This is a genomic window from Kitasatospora sp. NPDC001540 (genome assembly GCF_042894345.1).
In the GTDB taxonomy this organism is placed as follows: Bacteria; Actinomycetota; Actinomycetes; order Streptomycetales; family Streptomycetaceae; genus Kitasatospora; species Kitasatospora phosalacinea_C.
Map to the genome: position 1 here is coordinate 488330 of NZ_JBIAVO010000001.1, position 19588 is coordinate 507917.

The 19588-nt window shown below is 75.2% G+C and carries 16 protein-coding genes; 7 read left to right on the forward strand and 9 right to left on the reverse strand.

The window, feature by feature from the left end; translation table 11 throughout:
• Positions 1–42: 42 nt before the first annotated feature.
• The 3 genes from ACFY00_RS02200 to coaE all read left to right on the forward strand — a co-directional run bounded on the left by ACFY00_RS02200 (position 43) and on the right by coaE (position 3497).
• Positions 43–2160, forward strand: coding sequence for an MMPL family transporter (locus tag ACFY00_RS02200; RefSeq protein ID WP_388026308.1), 2118 nt, complete (start codon positions 43–45; stop codon positions 2158–2160).
• Between the two features lie 22 nt (positions 2161–2182).
• Entirely contained in the window at positions 2183–2827 is a 645-nt protein-coding gene (locus ACFY00_RS02205; RefSeq protein WP_388026309.1) for an MBL fold metallo-hydrolase, read from the forward strand.
• Positions 2828–2900: 73 nt separating this feature from the next.
• The gene (coaE, locus tag ACFY00_RS02210; RefSeq protein WP_388026311.1) at positions 2901–3497 is read left to right on the forward strand and encodes a dephospho-CoA kinase; all 597 of its coding nucleotides are present in this window, start codon (positions 2901–2903) and stop codon (positions 3495–3497) included.
• A 7-nt stretch (positions 3498–3504) separates the two neighbouring features.
• On the opposite strand, the gene ACFY00_RS02215 is transcribed toward coaE, so the two are convergent.
• The 4 genes from ACFY00_RS02215 to soxR form a co-directional block, all read right to left on the reverse strand.
• A complete protein-coding gene (locus ACFY00_RS02215; RefSeq protein ID WP_388026312.1) occupies positions 3505–4146 on the reverse strand; it encodes a hypothetical protein in 642 nt (213 codons plus the stop codon).
• A 432-nt stretch (positions 4147–4578) separates the two neighbouring features.
• Positions 4579–5412 (reverse strand): sulfurtransferase, encoded by an 834-nt coding sequence (locus tag ACFY00_RS02220; RefSeq protein WP_388026313.1) that lies wholly within the window; start codon positions 5410–5412, stop codon positions 4579–4581.
• A gap of 72 nt (positions 5413–5484) precedes the next feature.
• Entirely contained in the window at positions 5485–6333 is an 849-nt protein-coding gene (locus tag ACFY00_RS02225) for an SAM-dependent methyltransferase (protein WP_388026315.1), read from the reverse strand.
• Between the two features lie 88 nt (positions 6334–6421).
• On the reverse strand, positions 6422–6919 hold the full coding sequence (soxR, locus tag ACFY00_RS02230; protein WP_388026317.1) for a redox-sensitive transcriptional activator SoxR: 498 nt from the start codon (positions 6917–6919) through the stop codon (positions 6422–6424).
• Between the two features lie 193 nt (positions 6920–7112).
• Here soxR and ACFY00_RS02235 point away from each other — a divergent pair, with 193 nt between their 5' ends.
• Together ACFY00_RS02235 and ACFY00_RS02240 are read left to right on the forward strand one after the other, a co-directional pair.
• On the forward strand, positions 7113–7754 hold the full coding sequence (locus tag ACFY00_RS02235; RefSeq protein WP_388026579.1) for a transketolase: 642 nt from the start codon (positions 7113–7115) through the stop codon (positions 7752–7754).
• A 19-nt stretch (positions 7755–7773) separates the two neighbouring features.
• On the forward strand, positions 7774–8688 hold the full coding sequence (locus ACFY00_RS02240) for a transketolase family protein (protein WP_388026318.1): 915 nt from the start codon (positions 7774–7776) through the stop codon (positions 8686–8688).
• A 4-nt stretch (positions 8689–8692) separates the two neighbouring features.
• Here ACFY00_RS02240 and treZ read toward each other — a convergent pair whose 3' ends face one another.
• The 4 genes from treZ to glgX all read right to left on the reverse strand — a co-directional run bounded on the left by treZ (position 8693) and on the right by glgX (position 15935).
• Complete coding sequence (gene treZ, locus ACFY00_RS02245; RefSeq protein WP_388026320.1) at positions 8693–10429, reverse strand: malto-oligosyltrehalose trehalohydrolase; 1737 nt, start codon at positions 10427–10429, stop codon at positions 8693–8695.
• Positions 10429–12819, reverse strand: coding sequence for a malto-oligosyltrehalose synthase (treY, locus tag ACFY00_RS02250; RefSeq protein ID WP_388026322.1), 2391 nt, complete (start codon positions 12817–12819; stop codon positions 10429–10431). The genes treZ and treY overlap by 1 nt, the downstream gene beginning before the upstream one ends.
• A gap of 77 nt (positions 12820–12896) precedes the next feature.
• Positions 12897–13721, reverse strand: a complete 825-nt coding sequence (locus ACFY00_RS02255; protein WP_388026324.1) for an SDR family oxidoreductase — start codon at positions 13719–13721, stop codon at positions 12897–12899.
• A gap of 105 nt (positions 13722–13826) precedes the next feature.
• The gene (glgX, locus tag ACFY00_RS02260) at positions 13827–15935 is read right to left on the reverse strand and encodes a glycogen debranching protein GlgX (protein ID WP_388026326.1); all 2109 of its coding nucleotides are present in this window, start codon (positions 15933–15935) and stop codon (positions 13827–13829) included.
• 402 nt (positions 15936–16337) lie between these two features.
• On the opposite strand from glgX, the gene ACFY00_RS02265 reads away from it, so the two are divergent.
• Together ACFY00_RS02265 and ACFY00_RS02270 are read left to right on the forward strand one after the other, a co-directional pair.
• On the forward strand, positions 16338–17585 hold the full coding sequence (locus ACFY00_RS02265) for an SAV2148 family HEPN domain-containing protein (RefSeq protein WP_388026328.1): 1248 nt from the start codon (positions 16338–16340) through the stop codon (positions 17583–17585).
• A 102-nt stretch (positions 17586–17687) separates the two neighbouring features.
• Positions 17688–18395, forward strand: a complete 708-nt coding sequence (locus tag ACFY00_RS02270; protein ID WP_388026330.1) for an exonuclease domain-containing protein — start codon at positions 17688–17690, stop codon at positions 18393–18395.
• A 39-nt stretch (positions 18396–18434) separates the two neighbouring features.
• Here the strand turns inward: ACFY00_RS02270 and ACFY00_RS02275 are convergent, their stop codons facing one another.
• Complete coding sequence (locus tag ACFY00_RS02275) at positions 18435–19430, reverse strand: polysaccharide deacetylase family protein (protein ID WP_388026332.1); 996 nt, start codon at positions 19428–19430, stop codon at positions 18435–18437.
• Between the last annotated feature and the right edge of the window lie 158 nt (positions 19431–19588).

A 19588-nucleotide genomic window follows, 5' to 3' on the forward strand; every position in this document is an offset into this window, starting at 1 on the left:
TTGGCCGCGCTGGGGCGAGTGTGCTTCCGGCACCGTCGTTGGGTGTTGGCGTTCTGGGCGCTGGTGCTCGCGGTGGGGGTGGTGATCGGCGGGCGGGTGTTCGAGGGGTCGGTGGCGGCCACCGGTAGCGGGGGGTCGGAGTCGGCGGCGGGTACGGCCGTCGTACAGGCGGCGGACCCGGTGCAGGGCACCGTGACGGCGGTGGTGGACGGGCCGCCGACGAGCGGCGACGGCGTGAGGGCGGCCGTCCAGCGGGCGAGTGCGGAGGTGGCGAAGCTGCCGGGCGTGGTCTCGGTGGCGGACACGTACTCGACGGGCGGGCAGTTGACCGCGAGCGACGGCAAGGCGTCGCTGGTGAGCGTGCGGATGGCGGACGGGTCGACGGCGAAGCAGTTGGCGGCGGTCACCGACCGGCTGGGGGAGATCGACGCGGACGGGGCGCGCACCGTGGTCGGCGGCGACCTGGTGCTGCAGCAGGAGGTCAAGGACCAGACCGCCAAGGACACCCGTTTCGGTGAGATCGTCACGCTGCCGTTGACGCTGGTCGTGATGGTGCTGGTGTTCGGCGGGCTGGCCGCGGCGGGGCTGCCGGGCATCGGGGCGATCGCCTCGGTGGGCGGGGCGCTGCTGGCGATGTTCGGGTTCAGCAAGCTGATGGACATCGACACCTCGGTGCTGCCGATCGCGACCGTACTGGGCCTGGGCCTGTCGATCGACTACGCGCTGCTGATGGTGAACCGTTTCCGCGAGGAGCGCGGCCACGGCGCGGACATCGCGCAGGCGGTGGAGCGGACGGCGGCCACGGCGGGCCGGACGGTGACGTTCTCGGGGCTGACGGTGGCGGTCGCGCTGAGCGGACTGTTCGTGTTCACCAGTCCGGTGTTCCGGGCGGTCGCGGTGGCGGGCGTGAGCGTGGTGGTGATCGCGGTGGCGGCGGCGCTGACGCTGGTGCCGGCGCTGCTGGGCTTCATGGGGGCGAAGGTCAAGGCACCGACCGCGCCCGTCCCGGACGAGGGCTTCTTCTCCCGGACGGTGCGCCGGGTGCAGCGCCGGGCGGTGCCGGTGATGCTGGCCTGCGTGGCGCTGCTGCTGGCGGCGGGCGCGCCGTTCCTGGGGTCGCACTTCCGCAACTCGGGGGCGGACGTACTGCCGAAGAGCTTCGCGTCCCGGCAGGTCGCCGAGACGGTGCAGGCGCGCTTCCCGGACCAGGCCCCGGCGGCGGTGCAGGTGGTCGTCGAGGGCTCGCGGCAGCAGGCGCAGCAGTACGCGGACCAGGTGGTCGCGAAGCTGCCGGGCGTCTCCGGCGTGCGGGCGGTGACGCCGGTCTCGGACGGCGTGCAGACCGTGGACGTGCTGGTGAAGGGCGACCCGCAGGGCGCGGAGGCCAAGCGGGTGGTCGGCGAGCTGCGCGCGGAGCGCGGCGGGCTGGCCACGCACGTGACGGGCGACGCGGCCTCGCTGGTGGACTTCCAGCGCGAGATCGGCTCGCGCGGGCCGTGGGCGCTGGGCCTGGTCGCGGCCGGGACGCTGGTGCTGCTGTTCATGATGACCGGATCGGTGGTGCTGCCGGTGAAGGCGCTGCTGATGAACGTGCTGTCGCTGGGGGCGTCGCTGGGCGCGCTGACCCTGGTGTTCCAGCACGGCTACTTCAGTTCGCTGCTGGGGTTCACGCCGACCGGCGGCCTGGAGACGGTGATCCCGGTGCTGGTGTTCGCCTTCGCGTTCGGGCTGTCGATGGACTACGAGGTGTTCCTGCTGTCGCGGATCAAGGAGCTGCACGACCAGGGGTACGACTGCGCGAGGTCGGTGGAGCTGGGCCTGCAACGCAGCGGTCGGATCATCACCTCGGCGGGGTTGCTGATGGTGATCGTGTTCGCCGGGTTCGCCGCCGGGCAGATGCTCATGGTCAAGCAGATGGGCATCGCGCTGGCCGTCGCCGTCGCGGTGGACGCCACCCTGGTCCGCACCCTGCTGGTGCCCGCCACCATGACGCTGTTCGGCCGCCTCAACTGGTGGGCGCCCGCCCCGCTGCGCCGCCTGCACCGGATCATCGGCCTGCACGAGCACGTCGAACTGCCCCCGCTGCGCCCGGTGGTGCTGCCCGCGCCGCGCCTGGTGAAGCCGAGCGTGAAGCCGCGCGGCCTGGTGGGCGCGCCGTAGCCCCGGTCGTACGCTGGGCCACATGCGACTGACGAAGTACGGCCACGCCTGCGTCCGGATCGAGCACGCCGAGGGGGCGGTGCTGATCGACCCCGGGATGTTCAGCGGACCGGAGGTGGTGGCGGGCGTGAGCGCCCTGCTGATCACCCACGAGCACGCCGACCACTTCACCGAGGCGCAGGTCCGGGCCGCGATCGAGGCCAACCCGGGCCTGCGGGTGTACACCAACTCCTCGGTGGCCCGGCAGCTGGACGGCATCGGCGCGAAGGTGACGGTGGTCGGCGACGGCGACGCGTTCGACCTGGACGGGCTGCCGGTGACGGTGCACGGCCAGTGGCACGCCGAGATCCACCCCGACATCCCGCGCATCCCGAACATCGGCTTCCTGCTCGGCGGCCGGGCCTTCCACCCGGGCGACGCGCTGACCGTACCGCCGGACACCGTGGACACCCTGCTGCTGCCGCTGGGCGCGCCCTGGCTGCGGGCGGGCGAACTGGTCGACTACCTGCGCGACGCCCGGCCCCGGCAGGCGGTGGCGATCCACGAGGCGACGCTCAGCGAGGCCGGGCAGGCGATCCACGGGCGGCTGCTCGGCCCGCAGGGCCCCGGCACCGGCGGCGTCGAGTACCGCACGCTGACCGCCGGGGACTCCCTCGACCTGGCCTGATCCCCCGGTCCCTCGCCCTCCGCCCCCCCCGGGCCGCTGCGGCGCGCCCGGTACGGGCCGGTAACCTGGCGGCATGCTGAGGATCGGACTGACCGGCGGGATCGGCGCGGGCAAGAGCGAGGTCTCCCGCCAACTGGCCGCGCACGGCGCGGTGATCGTCGACTCGGACGTGATCGCCCGCGAGGTGGTCGCCCCCGGGACGCCCGGACTGGCCGCGGTGGTCGCCGGGTTCGGGCCGCAGGTGCTGCTCCCGGACGGCTCGCTGGACCGCCCCGCGCTCGGCCGGGTGGTCTTCGCGGACCAGGCCCGGCTGGCCGAGCTGAACGCCATCGTCCACCCGCTGGTGCGGGCCCGCTCCGCCGAACTGGAGGCCGCGGCCGGGCCGGACGCGATCGTGGTGCACGACGTCCCGCTGCTGGCCGAGAACGGCCTCGCCCCGCTGTACGACCTGGTCGTGGTCATCGACGTCCCGGACGCCGAACGCCTGCGCCGCCTGGTCGAGTTGCGCGGCATGGCCGAGGACGAGGCGCGCTCCCGGATGGCCGCCCAGGCGAGCCGCGAGGAGCGCCTGGCGGTCGCCGACCTGGTCCTCGACAACAGCGGCGACCTGACGCAGCTCACCGTCCGCGTCGACGAGCTGTGGCAGGAACTGGAGCAGCGCCGGGCCTGAGCGCCGGTCAGGGCAGCAGGTCGAACACCGTCTCGGCGGGCGCGCCGTCGGCGCCGGCCTGGGCCCGCAGGTAGGTGTTCCGCTCCGTGTAGAGGTCCAGGTCGGACGGGACGGACACCTCGACCGAGAAGGCCCCGGCGGCGTCGGACTCGGTGTCCCGCAGGTCCCGGTGCGCGTACTCCCCGCCGCCTTCGGCCTTGACCACGAAGGAGATCCGGAGCACCGCGCCGGGCGGGAAGCCCCGTCCGGTGAGCACCGTCCGCGTCCCGCCGCGCCCGGCGTCGGGCGAGGCCAGCAGCACCCGGGCGGCGCTCGCCGTCGGGCCGGTCGGCGCCGTGCCGGGCAGGGGGTTGACGGTCGGCGCGGCGGCGGCTCCGGCGGTGGCGGTCACCGTGACGGTCGGGCCGGGGACGGTGACGGTGACCGTCGGCTGCGGCCGGCTCCCCGGGGCGCCCTGCGACTGGGTGAGGTAGCCGCCCGCGAACCCGGCTCCGAGGGTGGCGACGCCCACCAGGGCGGTCACCACGGCGCTCCACCCCTGCAGGTCGAACCGGCGGACCGGGGCCGCGGGGGTCGGCGGCGGTGCGGTCGGGTACGGCGGCGTTCCGTCGGGCGGGGTCGGCGGGGTCTGCGGGGTCTGCGCGGTCAAGGAAGTCCCCTCGTGCTGATCGGCGGAGTCCTGATCGCCCCAGGTCGGCGCACTCCGTCCCGAACGATTCGTGCCCGCACGGGCTGCGGGCACAAACGCCGACCGCCGCACCACCGGGCGCACCGGCCGCAGTCCCCGCCCCCACCGGCACCCCGCGAACGGGTACGGCTTCCCGTCGGCCCCGCTCCCGACCCCGGACGTCCCCTCGGCGGCCTGCGGCCGCAGTGTCCCGCCGCGCTCGACCCCGGCGTCCCCGCCCTGCTGCGCGAACAGCCTGCCCAGTGCCGGCGGCTCGGCCGCACCTCGGCCCGGTGCTGCTCGTCCCCGCCCGCGCCCCCACCGAACTCGCCGCGCCGGTACCGGAACCGGCGGAGCACGACACCGCCCTCGGGAGCCGTTGAGCTCTTCGGCGGCGGACCCCGCCGGGGGCCGCTACGCGCCGGTGGCGACCGGGAGGCCGGTCTCCGGGCGGCCCCAGTCCGACCAGGAGCCGTCGTAGACGGCGGGGGAGGGGTGGCCGGTGAGGTGGGCGGCGAAGGCGAGGACGCAGGCGGTGACGCCGGAGCCGCAGGAGGCGACGAGGCGGGGGCGGCCCGCGGTGGCGGTGGCGAGGCGGGCGCGGAGCTCGGGGAGGGGGAGGTAGCGGCCGTCGGGGCCGAGGAGTTCGGTGAAGGGGAGGCTGGTGGAGCCCGGCAGGTGGCCGCGGCGCAGGTGGGGGCGGGGTTCGGGCGCGGCGCCGGTGAAGCGGTCGTGGGCGCGGGCGTCCAGGACGGCGGTGCCGGGGTCGGCGAGGGCGGCGGCCACGGCGTCCCGGTCGAGGAGCAGGCCGGGGCGGGGCCGGACGGTGAGGTTCCCGGCCCGGGCGGCGGCGGGCCGTTCGGTGCTGACGGGGTGCCCGGCGGCGCGCCAGGCGGGCAGGCCGCCGTCGAGGACGGCGGCCCGGTCGAAACCGGCGGCGCGCAGCATCCACCAGGCGCGCGGGGCGGAGTACACGCCCGCGCCGTCGTACAGGACGGCGGTGGAGTCGTCGTCGAGGCCGAGGGCGCGCAGTTCGCGCTGGAGGTCGGCGGGGGCGGGCGCGGTGTGCGGCAGCGGGGAGGCGGGGTCGGAGAGGGCGCCGTCGAGGTCGAACTCCCGGGCGCCGGGGATGCGGACCGTCGGGTGCCGGTGCGCGCCGACGCCCGCGTCCAGGACGACGAGCCCGGGACGGCCGAGCCGGGCGGCCAGCCAGTCGGCGTCGACCAGGGGCGGCGGTGCGGTGGTCATGGCGGGTGTCCTGTCCGTCGGGGCGGGGCTCCCGTCATGCTCCCACCGGCGCCGCCGCCGCGGGCCGTCGGGTCAGGGCTTGCGGGCGACGCCGGCCCAGATCGCGACCTCGTGGTCGGTGTCCTGCGGGGCCTGGTCGGGGCGCCACAGCGGGGCGGTGACCAGGCCGGGGTCGAGCAGGTCGAGGCCGTCGAAGAAGCGCAGCACCTGGGCGCGGCTGCGCATGCTGAGCTGGGCGGTCGCGGACCGGTAGACGGCGGGGCCCTTGGCCGCGTCCTCCGGCGGGGCGAAGTCGCCGGTGGCGTGCGAGAGGGCGAGGTAGCTGCCGGAGGGCAGGGCGTCGACCAGGGTGCGGACGATCGCGTACGGGTCGTCGGCGTCGTCGATGAAGTGCAGGATCGCGAACAGCTGCAGGGCGACCGGCTGTTCGAGGTCGAGCAGCTCGCGGACGGCCGGGTCGGCGAGGATCGCCTTGGGCTCGCGCAGGTCGGCCTGCAGGACGCTGACGGTGCCGGGCCGGGAGCCGGCCAGCAGGGCGCGACCGTGGACCAGCACGATCGGGTCGTTGTCCAGGTAGGCGACCTTCGCGGCGGGGTCGACGGCCTGGGCGATCTCGTGGGTGTTCCCGGCCGAGGGGATGCCGGTGCCGATGTCGAGGAACTGCCGCACGCCCAGCTCGGCGAGGGTGCGCACGGCCCGCTGCAGGAAGGCCCGGTTGGCCTGGGCGCTGATCCGCACCAGCGGGCTGAGCGACAGGACCTGTTCGGCGGCGGCCCGGTCGGCGGGGAAGTTGTCCTTGCCGCCGAGGTAGTAGTCGTACATCCGGGCCGGGTGCGGGATCTCCGGGCGGAGCTCGGCGGAGGGCGGCGTGCTCGGGTCGCCGGACATCCAGTCGAGCGGGATTTCCTGATGGTCGGTCATATCTGCTCCCCCGTCGGTGGAACGCGCTTCCGGGGGCAGCATAGACGGCCTGCCGGGCGGTGCGGCGGCGGGCCGGGAAAGCGGTGGATCAGCACTCCGCCTCCGGTACGGGGCCGGGTTCGGGGCCGCCGTCCGGATCGCGGGTGAGGAGGTAGCGGGCGCCGGGTCCGGCGGCGGCGGCGCGGTCGCCGGCGTTGTAGAGGCCGCAGCGGGTCAGGGAGAGGCAGCCGCAGCCGATGCAGCCGGTCAACTTGGCCTTCATCAGCTGGAGTTCGGCGATCTGCCGGTCGATGCGGTGCTGCCAGGCGATGGCGACGGCGTTCCACTCGCGGGTGGTGGGGGCGCGGTCCTCGGGGAGCCGGGCGAGCGCGGCGCGGGCCTCGTCGAGGCTGAGGCCGACCTGCTGGGCGGCCCGGACGAAGGCGATCCGGCGCAGGGCGGCGCGGGGGTAGCGGCGCTGGTTCCCGGTGGTGCGGGTGGAGTGGATCAGGCCGAGGCTCTCGTAGTAGCGCAGCGCGGAGGTGGCCAGGCCGCTGCGCTCGGCGAGCTGGCCGATGGTGAGGACGTCGTGCCGGGAGGGCGTCATGACCGTGCACGATACCGGGGAGCGGGCGCTTGACTTCAAGCGCGCTTGAAGTCAGAGGCTGTCTCCCATGACGAGCGTGACGAGCACGACGAGCACGGCGAGCACGGCGAGCGACCCGGCGGACGCGGGCCCGGCGACCCGCACGGCCGGCGGCGGCCGCGGGTACGCCGACCTGTCGGGCCTGATCGCCCTGATGACGGGCGACGAGAAGCACTCCCCGGCCGCGCACTCCACCCGGGACGTGCTGTGGGTGCTGTACGACCGGGTGCTGAACGTGCGCCCGGGCACCGTGGACGCGCCGGACCGGGACAGGTTCCTGCTGTCCAAGGGCCACGGCCCGATGGCGTACTACGCGGTGCTGGCCGCGAAGGGCTTCTTCCCGGTGGAGCTGCTGCACAGCTTCGGCGACTACGACTCGCCGCTGGGCCACCACCCGGACCGGCTGCTGGTGCCGGGCGCGGAGATCGGCTCCGGTTCGCTGGGGCACGGCCTGCCGCTGGCGGTGGGGACGGCGCTGGGCCTGCGGGCGCAGGGGCTGGACGGTCCGGCGGTGTGGGTGCTGATCGGGGACGCCGAGTTCGACGAGGGCTCCAACCACGAGGCGGTGGCCTTCGCCGGGGCGGTCGGCCTGGAGCGGCTGCACGCCGTGGTGATCGACAACTCCTCGGCCACGCACGGCTGGAGCGGCGGCATCGCGTCCCGCTTCGCCCGGGAGGGCTGGGCGACGGCCACCGTGGACGGCCGCGACCACGAGCAGCTGCACCGGGCGTTCACCGCCCCGCACCCGGGCCGCCCGTACGCGGTGGTGGCCCGCACCGAACCCAAGTACGGCTGAGCGCAGGGGAGTAGAGACCATGCAGAGCGTCCACGAGGCGACCATGCGCGAGCAGTTCGGCGCTACCGTCACCGAGCTGCTGGAGCGGGACCCGCGCACCGCGCTGGTGCTCGCCGACATCGGGGTGGCGCAGTTCGCCGAGGTGGCCCGCGCCCACCCCGACCGGGTGGTGAACGTCGGCATCCGCGAGCAGTTGCTGATCGGCGTGGCGGGCGGCCTGGCACTGACCGGGCTGCGGCCGATCGCGCACACCTTCGCCAGCTTCCTGATCGAACGGCCCTTCGAGCAGCTGAAGTTGGACCTGGTCCACCAGGGCGTCGGCGCGGTCCTGGTGAGCGCCGCCGGTTCCTACGACTGGCCGGCCGGCGGCCGCACCCACATGGCCCCGGGCGACGTCGCGCTGCTCGACACCCTCCCGGACTGGCACGTCCACGTCCCCGGCCATCCCGCCGAGGCCGACCTGCTGCTGCGCCACGCGGTGGCCGCCGAGGACACCCTGCAGTACGTCCGGCTCTCCGAGCACCGCAACGCCGAACCGCAGCCGGTCGAACCGGGCGCGTTCCTGACGGTGCGCCGCGGTTCGCGCCTGGCGGGCGTGGTGCTGGCTGTCGGCCCGATGCTGGACGCGGTGCTGGCGGCCACCGGGACGCTGGACGTGACGGTGCTGTACGCGGCCACCGTCCGCCCGTTCGACGCGGCGGGCCTGCGCGCCGCGCTGGGCGAGCGGGCCGACGTGGTGCTGGTGGAGCCCTACCTGGTGGGTACCTCGGAGCGCGAGGCGCACCGGGCGCTGGCCCACCTGCCGCACCGCGTCCTGTCGTTGGGCGTCCCGAGGGCCGAGCACCGGCACTACGGCTCGATCCCCGAGCACCTGGCCGCCTACGGGCTGGACGCGGCGGCCCTGCGCGCCCGGATCGCCGAGTACCTCTGGTGACCGCTCAGCCGGTGCGGACGACGGCCACCGCGTCCGGGCCCAGCAGCACCGTGTCGTCCGGCCCGGCCGCGACCTCCCCGAACGAGCCCTCCAGCGCCGCGAGTTCGCCCTCCAGCGGGACGGGCAGCGGCTGCCCCTCGCCGCCGAGCCGCACCAGCACCCGGTAGCGGCCCCGGTGCACCACCAGCCAGCCGGCCGCCGCGTCGTGGCGCACCCGCACCGCCGCCAGGTCGCCGTCCGCGAGCTCCGGAGCGGCGCGCCGCAGCCGGATCAGCTGCCGGTGCCAGGCCAGCAGTTCGGCGTGCGGGGCGCGCTGCGGCTCGGACCAGTCCAGGGTGGAGGCGGCCACCGTCGCCGGGCTCTGCGGGTCGGGCACGTCCTCGGCCCGCCAGCCGTGCCCGGCGAACTCCCGCCGCCGCCCCTGCCGGACGGCCTCGGCCAGCTGAGGGTCGGTGTGGTCGGTGAAGTACTGCCAGGGCGTGCCCGCGCCCCACTCCTCGCCCATGAACAGCATCGGCGTGAACGGCGAGGTGAGCACCAGTGCCGCGGCCGCCGCCAGCCGCCCCGGCGGCAGCGACGCGGAGAGCCGGTCGCCGGTGGCCCGGTTGCCGACCTGGTCGTGGGTCTGCGCGTAGCCCAGCAGCCGGTGCCCGTGCTCCGGTGGGAACGGGCGGCCGTGCGAGCGCCCCCGGAACGAGGACCAACTCCCGTCGTGGAAGAAGCCCTTGGTGAGGGTCTTGGCGAGCGCCGCGTACGGGTCGGCGGCGAAGTCGGCGTAGTAGCCCTGGGACTCGCCGGTCAGCAGGCAGTGCAGCGCGTGGTGGAAGTCGTCGCTCCACTGCGCGTCCAGGCCCTGCCCGCCCGCCTCCCGGGCGGTGGTGGTGCGCGGGTCGTTCAGGTCGGACTCGCCGACCAGGAACAGCGGCCGCCCGGTCGCCTGCGCCAACTTCCGCACCTCGTAGGCGAGTTCCTCCAGGAAGTGCCGGGCCCGGGTGTCCACCAGGGCGTGCACCGCGTCGAGGCGCAGCCCGTCGATCCGGTAGTCGCGCAGCCAGGACAGCGCGCTGCCGATCAGGAAGGCCCGCACCTCGTCCGAGCCCGGCGCGTCCAGGTTGACCGCCGAGCCCCACGGCGTCTGGTGCCGGTCGGTGAAGTACGGGCCGTACTGCGGAAGGTAGTTGCCGGACGGGCCGAGGTGGTTGTGCACCACGTCCAGCACCACGCCCAGGCCGCGCCGGTGCGCCGCGTCCACGAAGCGCTTCAGCCCGTCCGGGCCGCCGTACGGCTCGTGCACCGCCCACAGGTCCACCCCGTCGTACCCCCAGCCGGAGCGGCCCGGGAAGGCGCACACCGGCATCAACTCGACGAAGTCCACGCCCAGTTCGACCAGGTGGTCGAGCTTCCCGGCGGCCGCGTCGAACGTCCCCTCCGCGGTGAACGTCCCGACGTGCAGCTCGTACACCACCGCCCCCGGCAGCGGGCGCCCCCGCCAGGCCGTCCCGGACCAGGCGAACGCCGCGTGGTCGACCGGGCGGCTCAGCCCGTCCGGGCCGAACGGCTGCCACGCCGAGCGCGGGTCCGGCAGCGCCCGGCCCCCGTTCAGCCGGAACCCGTAGTCGCCCTCCGGCGCCTCGCCGTGCCACCAGCCCGGCCGGGCCGGATCGCGCTCCAGCAGGTACGGGATCGCCCCGACCTCGACCTCGACCACCTTGGCGTCCGGCGCCCACACCTGGTACCGCATCACGACCCCTCCGAGAGCAACGCCACCGGCAACTGCCGGAACAGGTAGGACAGTTCGACCGGGCCGCCGGTGAAGTGGCGGTCCGTCAGCAGGTCCGTCCAGCGGCCCGGCGGCAGCTCCAGCGTGGTCTCCCGCCAGCCGCCCGCCCGGTGCAGCCCGTACGGCAGCCGGGTCGCCGCGCACAGCACCCGCTCGCCCCGGCCGAACGCCACCAGGTGTTCGGCGGCCGGGCCGTCCGCCGCCAGCGGCCGGTAGGAGCCCAGCTCGCGGGTGCGGCGCAGGTGCAGGGCCGTGGTGGTCAGGTGCAGCTTCTCCCGGGCCAGGTCTCCCGGGCGCGGCTGCGGCGCGTCGGTCAGCCGCACCGCCAGCGCGCCCAGGTCCACCGGCGCCCGGTTGTCCGGGTCGACCAGCGTGTACAGCGGCTCCTCGCCGCCCTGGAACACGTCCGGCACGCCCGGCGCCAGCAGGTGCAGCAGCGCCGCCGACAGCGAGTTCACCCGGGCGAACGGCGCGATCAGCCCGGCGAACCCGGCGATCCGCGGGCACAGCCCCGGATTGGCCAGCGCCCCCCGCACGTACTGCGTCAGCCAGCCCTCGAACCCGGCGTCCGGCTCCTTCCACGAGGTGCGCCGCTTCGCCTCCCGCACCGACTTCAGCACCACCCCCAGCAGCCGCTCCTCGGACACCGGCCAGGCCGCCAGCAGGGTCTGCCACAGCAGCCAGGCCGTGGAGCGGTCCGCGCACGGGCCCGCCGCCAGCGTCCAGGCCGCGCACTCCGCCGCCCACACCTCCGGCAGCTCCGCCAGCACCGCCAGGCGGGCCCGGGCGTCCGCGCTGCGCTTGGTGTCGTGCGTGGACAGCGCCGTCATCGCGGCCGGCCACAGCCGCTCCTGCTCGGCGCACCAGCGGTGGAACTCCGCCACCGACACGCCCGGACGCTCCGGCAGGCCACCCACCTCGTTCAGCGACAACAGCGCGTTGAACCGGTAGAACGCGGTGTCCTCCACGCCCTTGGCCGCCACCGCCGAGGCGGTCTGCCCGAACCGGTGGCAGAACTCGTCCTTCGCCGCCGAGCGCCCCAGCTCGCCCAGTGCCAGCGCCCGCACCAGCAGGTCGGTGTCCGAGGCGTCCGCCGGGGCCGCCAGCGCCTCCCGCGCGGGCGCCGGGGCCGGTTCGCCCGGCACCACGTACGGCCGGTACACCGGGTACCGCGCCAGCAGCTCCTCCAGCGCCCGGCGCACCGCCAGCGGCGAGTGGTCCGCCAGCTCCGGGCCCTCCGCGCAGATCCGCCCCACCAGGCGCACCAGCCGCTCGGTCTCCGCCGACAGGGCCCCGCCCGGCGCCACCATCTCGGCCCGCCCGGCCCGGCCCGCCTCCGCCGGGTCGGCCGCCTCGCCCACGTCCCGCCGGTAGGCCGCGAACAGCTTCTCCGCGCCCCGCCGGTCGGTCAGCACCCCGTCGATCCGGCGCAGCGCGTCGTACCCCGTCGTCCCCGCGCACGGCCAGTCCGCGGGCAGCGCCTCGTCCCCGGTCAGGATCTTCTCCACCACCGTGTACGCCCCGCCGGTGGCCTCCGCGAGCCGCCGCAGGTAGCCGCGCGGGTCCGCCAGCCCGTCCGGGTGGTCGATCCGGAAGCCCGCCAGCACGCCCTCCCGGTGCAGCCGCAGCAGCACCCCGTGCGTCGCCTCGAACACCTCCGGGACCTCCACCCGGACGGCGATCAGGTCGTTGACGGTGAAGAAGCGCCGGTAGTTGACCTGCTCGTCGGCCAGCTGCCACCAGCACAGCCGGTACCACTGCCGCTCCAGCAGCTCCGGCAGCGGCAGGCCCTCGGTGCCGGGCCGCAGCGGGAACTCGTGCTCGTGGTAGCGCAGCACCCCGCCGTCCACCACCAGCTGCTCCAGCACCGCGCCCAGCCGGTCGCCCAGCAGCGGCAGCAGCAGCCGCCCCCGCTCGGGCGCGTCCACCGGGCCCGGCTGGGCCGTCCAGTCGATGTCGAACCAGGTCGCGAACGGGTCGTCCGGGCCGTTCTTCATCACCTGCCACAGCGGCCCGTTCAGCCGCTCCGGCACCGGCAGCGCCATGTGGTTCGGCACCACGTCGGCGATCAGCGCCAGCCCGTGCGCCGCCGCCTCCGCGGCCAGTTCGCGCAGCGCCCCCTCGCCGCCCAGCTGCTCGCTGATCCGGCTGTGGTCGAGCGTGTCGTACCCGTGCGTCGACCCGGCCACCGCCTCCAGCAGCGGCGACAGGTGCAGGTGCGACACGCCGAGCGCCGCCAGGTACGGCACCGCCCGGCGGGCGTCGCGCAGCGTGAACTCCGGCTGCAGTTGGAGCCGGTAACTGGCCGTCGGAGTAGCGGCCGTCTCGGAGCGTGCGGCGGCTGAGGTCATACCCGCATGCCTACCCTGGCCGCTCCCGCCCTACCGCCCGCACTGCGCCGAACGGGCGCGCGGCGGGCCGGGCGCGCTCAGACCGGATCGGGCTCCGCGACCCCCTCGCCCGCCAGCGCCCGGGCCGCCGCCAGCTCCGCCGCCTCCCCGGCCAGCGCCGCCTCCACCATCGCGTACGCGTCCGGTCCCACCGGCACCCGCACCGGGCCCGCCGGCGCCGCGACGACCCGCAGCACCAGCTCCGCGAACGCCTCCGGCCGGTTCAGCTCGGCGTCGCCCGCCATGCCGCGCAGCGCCCCGCGCATCGGCGCCAGCGCCTCCCCGTACTCCGGCAGCCTCGCCGCCGTCTCGGCCAGCGAGCTCCCGTACGAGGTGGCGAAACCGCCCGGCTCCACCGCCGTCACCCGCACCCCGAACGGCGCGGCCTCCGCCGCCAGCGCCAGGCTCATCCCCTCCAGCGCGAACTTGCCCGCCACGTAAGCCCCCAGGCCGGGGAAGGCCATCCGGCCGCCCACCGAGGAGACGTTCACCACGTGACCGCCGCCCTGCGCCCGCATCAGCGGCAGCACCAGCCGCGCCAGCCGCCACGGCGCCACCGCCAGCACCTCCAGCTGCTCGCGCAGCTCCGCGTCCGAGACCTCCTCCACCGCCCCGAACAGGCCCACCCCGGCGTTGTTCACCAGCACGTCCACCCCGCCCAGACGCTCGCGGGCCAGCTCCACCACCGCCGCGCACTGCGCCGCGCTGCGCAGCTCCAGCCGGGCGGGCACCACCTGCCCGGGGAACCGCGCCGCCAGCTCGTCCAACGGCGAGGCCCCCCGGCTGGTCGCCACGATCCGGTCCCCGGCCGCCACCACCGCCCGCGCGAGCGCCAGCCCCAGCCCCGACGAACACCCGGTCACCAACCACCGACGAGACACTTCGTACCCCCTCTGATCTGCGATTTCGCCCTGCGAGAGGAGATACCCCGATCCGGCGCCCGGCGAACGGCGGGCCCCGGGGGACCGCTACGCCGGGCGCTGGAGCACCAGCAGGGCGCGGTCGGCGAGGCGGAGGGTGTCGCCCGCCTTGACGCGGGGGCCGGTGCCGCGCGGGGGGAGGGCGGGGAGGGCGGTGTCGACGACGACCTGCCAGGCCTCGCCGTGGTCGGCGGGGACGGTGAAGGTGAGCGGTTCGAAGTGGGCGTTGAACATCAGCAGGAAGGAGTCGTCGACGATCTTGCCGCCGCGGCGGTCCGGCTCGGAGATGGCGTTGCCGTTGAGGAAGACGGTCAGCGACTTGGCGTACGAGGTGGACCAGTCCCGCTTGGTCATCTCCTCCCCGGCGGGGGTGAACCAGGCGATGTCGGTGAGGTCGTCGTGGGTGCCGGAGACCGGGCGGCCGTGGAAGAAGCGGCGGCGGCGGAAGACCGGGTGGTCGCGGCGCAGCCAGATCATGCCCTGGGTGAACTCCAGCAGCGCGGCGTCCGCGCCGTCCCAGTGCACCCAGGTCAGTTCGGAGTCCTGGCAGTAGGCGTTGTTGTTGCCGCGCTGGGTGCGCCCGGCCTCGTCGCCGTGGCAGAGCATCGGGACGCCCTGGGAGAGCATCAGGGTGGCGATGAAGTTGCGCTGCTGGCGGGCCCGCAGCTCCAGCACCGCCGGGTCGGTGGTGTCGCCCTCGGCGCCGCAGTTCCAGGAGCGGTTGTGCGACTCGCCGTCCCGGTTGTCCTCGTGGTTGGCCTCGTTGTGCTTGTCGTTGTAGGAGACCAGGTCGCGCAGGGTGAAGCCGTCGTGGCAGGTGACGAAGTTGATGGAGGCGATCGGGCGGCGGCCGTCGTCCTGGTAGAGGTCGGAGGAGCCGGTCAGCCGGGAGCCGAACTCGGCCAGCGTCGCGGGCTCGCCGCGCCAGAAGTCGCGGACGGTGTCGCGGTACTTGCCGTTCCACTCGGTCCACAGCGGCGGGAAGTTGCCGACCTGGTAGCCGCCCTCGCCGAGGTCCCAGGGCTCGGCGATCAGCTTGGCCTGGGAGACCACCGGGTCCTGCTGGACGAGGTCGAAGAACGAGGAGAGCCGGTCGACCTCGTGGAACTGCCGGGCCAGCGTCGCCGCGAGGTCGAAGCGGAAGCCGTCCACGTGCATCTCGGTGACCCAGTAGCGCAGCGAGTCCATGATCATCTGGAGCACGTGCGGGCTGCGCATCAGCAGCGAGTTGCCGGTGCCGGTGGTGTCCTCGTAGAAGCGCTGGTCCTTGGCCAGCCGGTAGTACGAGGCGTTGTCCAGGCCGCGGAAGGAGAGCGTCGGGCCCAGGTGGTTGCCCTCGGCGGTGTGGTTGTAGACCACGTCGAGGATCACCTCGATCCCGGCCGCGTGCAACGCCTTCACCATCGACTTGAACTCCTGCACCTGCTGCCCGCGGTCGCCGGTGGAGGAGTACGAGGAGTGCGGGGCGAAGAAGCCGATCGTGTTGTAGCCCCAGTAGTTGGACAGCCCCAGGTCGCGCAGCCGGTGGTCGCGGACGAACTGGTGCACCGGCATCAGCTCGATCGCGGTCACGCCCAGCTTCGCCAGGTGCTCGATCACCGCCGGGTGGGCCAGGCCCGCGTACGTGCCGCGGATCTCCTCCGGGATGCCCGGGTGCAGCCTGGTCAGGCCCTTGACGTGCGCCTCGTAGACCACGGTGCGGTGGTAGTCGGTGCGCGGCGGCCGGTCGGTGCCCCAGTCGAAGTACGGGTTGATCACCACCGAGTGCATGGTGTGCGGCGCCGAGTCCAGGTCGTTGCGGCGCTCGGGCGCGCCGAAGTGGTAGCCGTACACCGACTCGTCCCAGTCGATGTGCCCGCTCATCGCCTTCGCGTACGGGTCGAGCAGCAGCTTCGAGGCGTTGTGCCGCTGGCCCAGGCCCGGCTGGTAGGGGCCGTGCACGCGGAAGCCGTAGCGCTGGCCGGGCTGCACGCCCGGGAGGTAGGCGTGCCGGACGAAGGCGTCGGTCTCGCGCAGTTCGACCACCGTCTCGGTGCCGTCCTCGGCGAGCAGGCAGAGTTCGATCCGGTGCGCGCTCTCGGAGAACACGGCGAAGTTGGTGCCCGCGCCGTCGTAGGTGGCGCCGAGCGGGTACGGTTTCCCCGGCCAGACCTGCATGTGTCCTCAACTTCCTTGTGCCAGACGCGAAGTGGCGCTCCTACGGGGGGTTCCCGGCGGAGCGCCCGGCCATGTGCGGGGCGGCAACCAGGTGACGCACGGCACATCCGCATACTCCCCGGCGGCGGCCCGAACTCCTCGTCCATCCGCGCGTGGTTCGCCCGAACGGGTGTCCCGGCGGCCCGGTCCGTCGGCGCGGCGTGGCCGGGCGGTGACGGACCGTCGGGACCGGATCCGCTTGCTGTCAAGAGGGCTGCGGCCCGGCGGCGGCGGGCGATACCCTTGATCGTCCCGGACCGCGAGCCCCGGGCCCACGCGGCGTGCGACCAGGGCCGTCGTGGTGGAGCGACACAGCGGACGCACCGCCACCCGCAGGGCGGCGGACGAGAGGTGAGGTAGCGGATGGGGTTCCCCGCCGGCGGCGACGGCACGGACCCGCGGGCGGGCAGCAGCGAGGCCCCGACGCTGGTCGTCCGCGGCGGCAGGGGCCCGCTGCCCCCGCCGACCGGCCCCGTCGAGGGCCTGCCCCCCGCCTGGGCCGCCGACCAGTGGGACGACGCCTACCGCCGGGTCCGCCTCGCGGGCCGCGCCTACGTCTGGCTCAACCTGGTCGAGCAGCGGATGCGCGCCCTGGTCGACGAGGTGCTGCGCCCGGTCTACGCGCCCGCGCACGGCGAGGAGTGGGTCACCGCCGCCGCCGGACCGGCCGGCGAGGAGTGGGTGCACCGGGCCGCCGCCGTCCGCGAGGTCTCCCGCCGCAAGGGCTACCTGCTCGACCCGCTGGACGACGACCCGCTGGTCTTCCTCACCCTGCCGCAGCTGCGCGAGCTGATGGTGCAGCACTGGCCCTGCTTCGAGCCGCACCTGGTGGACCGCCGGGAGATCGAGCTGGCGCTCGACGAACTGGAGGTCGCCCGGCACGTGGTCTCCCGCAACCGGGCCCTGTCGCAGACCGTCCTCGACCAGACCGAGCGGGCCGCCGCCCGGCTGCTGGCCCTGCTCGACGGCGGGCACGGCGGCGTCCCCGCCGACGTGGTCGAGGAGCTCGTCGCCGGGCGGTACGCCGACGTGGTCGCCGTCCACCCCGACCGGGTCCGGCTGCAGCGCGACCTGCCGGTCGAGGACCTGCTCGACGGCGCCCGGCGCCTGGACGCGGTCGGCATCGGCCTGGGCATGCTCTGCCAGAACTACACCGGCAAGCGGCTGGTCCGGCTCGCCTCCGAGGGCTGCCGGGTGCGGCTGCTGTTCCTCAACCCGGCGAGCAGCGCGGTGCGCCGCCGCGAGCGCGAACTCGGGATCGGGCGCGGCGAGTTGGGGCGCGCCGTGGAGATGAACATCATGCACGTGCGGCGGGTGCGGGCCCGGCTGCGCGACCAGGGCAGCTTCGAGATCCGGGTCTTCGACGAACTGCCCCGGTTCACCGCGTACCTGGTCGAGGGCCAGCGCACCACCGGCGCGGGCGGGCGGCGGCGCTCCACCGACCTCGGCGTCGTCCAGCCCTACCTGCGCAAGGCGCGCGGCATCGAGTCGCCCGCGCTGGTGCTGCGCGGCGGCGCCGGGCAGGAGTCCGGCGGCACCGAGGCCGGGCTGCTGGAGGTCTACCGGGAGGAGTTCGAGGGGCTGTGGGGCGACTCCCGGCCGGTCTCCTGAGCGCGTGCCCGCCCGTCCGGGGGGCAGACGGGCCGCGGAGGCTGTCACTGCGGCAGGCGATGATGGACGCACCTTGGCAGTGCTGACGGAAGGACACACCCCATGACCTGGTGGAAGGGGCCGCTCACCGGTTTCGACCTGGAGACCACCGGCACCGACCCGGAGGAGTCACGGATCGTCACCGCCGCCGTGGTCGACACCCTCGGCGGCACCGTCCAGGGCGCCACCACCTGGCTGCTCGACCCGGGCGTCCCGATACCCGCCGAGGCCGCCGCCATCCACGGCATCACCGACGCCGAGGCCCGCGCGCACGGGCGCCCCGCCGCCGAGGCGGTCGAGGAGATCGCCCGCGTCCTGGTCGAACGGCTCGCCACCGGCCGCCCCGTGGTCGCCTTCAACGCCCCGTTCGACCTCTCCCTGCTCGACGCCGAACTGCGCCGCCACGGCCTGCCCACCCTCGCCGAGCGCCTCGGCGGCCCGGTCGGCCCGGTGGTCGACGCGATGGTCGTCGACCGCGCCCTGGACAAGTACCGCAAGGGCTCGCGCACCCTGCAGCGGGTCTGCGAGGTCTACGGGGTCGAACTGCGCGACGCCCACGAGGCGGGCAGCGACGCGCTGGCCGCCGTCCGGGTCGCCGTCGCCCTCGGGCACCGGTACCCGGCCCAGGCCGGCGACCTGCCGCTGGACGAACTGCACCGGCGCCAGGTCGACTGGCACCGGGCCTGGGCCGCCGACCTGCAGAGCTGGCTGCGCCGCAAGGACCCGGCGGCCGTGGTCGACCCGCGCTGGCCGCTCAAGGACGCCTCCTGACCGCTGCCGCGGCGGCCCGACCGCCGTGGCGGCAGCCCGTCAGGACTGCGGGAAGTCGAAGGTGTAGCCCTGGGCGACCATCCAGGGCAGCAACTGCTTGAGCGCCGCCACCGTCTGGCTGCGGTCGCCGCCGCCGTCGTGCATCAGCACCACCCCGCCCGGGCGCAGGTTCTGCTGCACGGTGGAGACGATCGCCTGCACGCCCGGGCGCGACCAGTCGCGCGGGTCGACCGTCCAGCCCAGCGACTTCATCCCCAGGTCGGCGCCGATCCGCTCGTTCTCCGCGGTGAAGTCGCCGCCCGGCGCGCGCCACCAGGTGATCGTCGGGCTGCCGCCCGCGGCCCGCTCGATGTCCGCCTTGGCGTCGCGGATCTCGGCGACCTGCTGCTCGTGAGTCTGGGTGTGCATCGGCTGCGGGTGGTCCACGGTGTGGTCGCACAGCCGGTGGCCCTCGGCGAGGATCCGCTGCACGGCCGCCGGGCGGGTCTTCGCGTTGTCGCCGATCTCGCAGAACGTCGCCTTGGCGCCGTACTGCGCCAGCAGGTCCAGCACCTGGCCGGTGGCCGGGCCCGGGCCGTCGTCGAAGGTCAGCGCGACCGTCCGCCCGCCGGAGGCGGTGTGCCGCAGCACGTTGGTGGCGGACGCGTGCGAGGCGCCGCCGGGCGTGCCGCTCGGGCCCGGTTGGGCGGGGACGGTCGTCCGCGGCGCCGACGGGGACGCGTACGGCGAGGAGGAGGGCGCGGCGGGGGTCGGGGAGCTGCTCGCGGACGGCGAGGGGGTGCGGGTGGGCGCGGCGGTGGTCTCCGCGTCCCCGCCCGGGGTCGGCCGCGCCGCCACCGAGGGGTCCCCGCCCGCCGCGCCGCTCGGGCCCGCGCTCGTGCTCGCGCTCGGGGAGGCCGTGCGGTGCGCGGCGTCCCCGAGCGCGGAGGGGGAGCCCTGGGCACCGCACGCCACCAGCAGGGCGGAGGTGCCGAGCAGCGCGGAGGCGCCGAGCAGGAGGGAACGACGGGGGGCGGGTATGCGGGACTTCACCATGGGGCGACTCCTGACGTCGTACCGGCCGCCACGGGGCGGGGCGTCCGGTACGACGCCAGGCACGAGCGGGGTGGTTCCGTCCGGTTGTGGGCCGCGTCACAGGGCGGCGGGGTGCGCCGCGGGCGCGGCGGGCGGACGGAAGCGGGCAGAACGGAAGT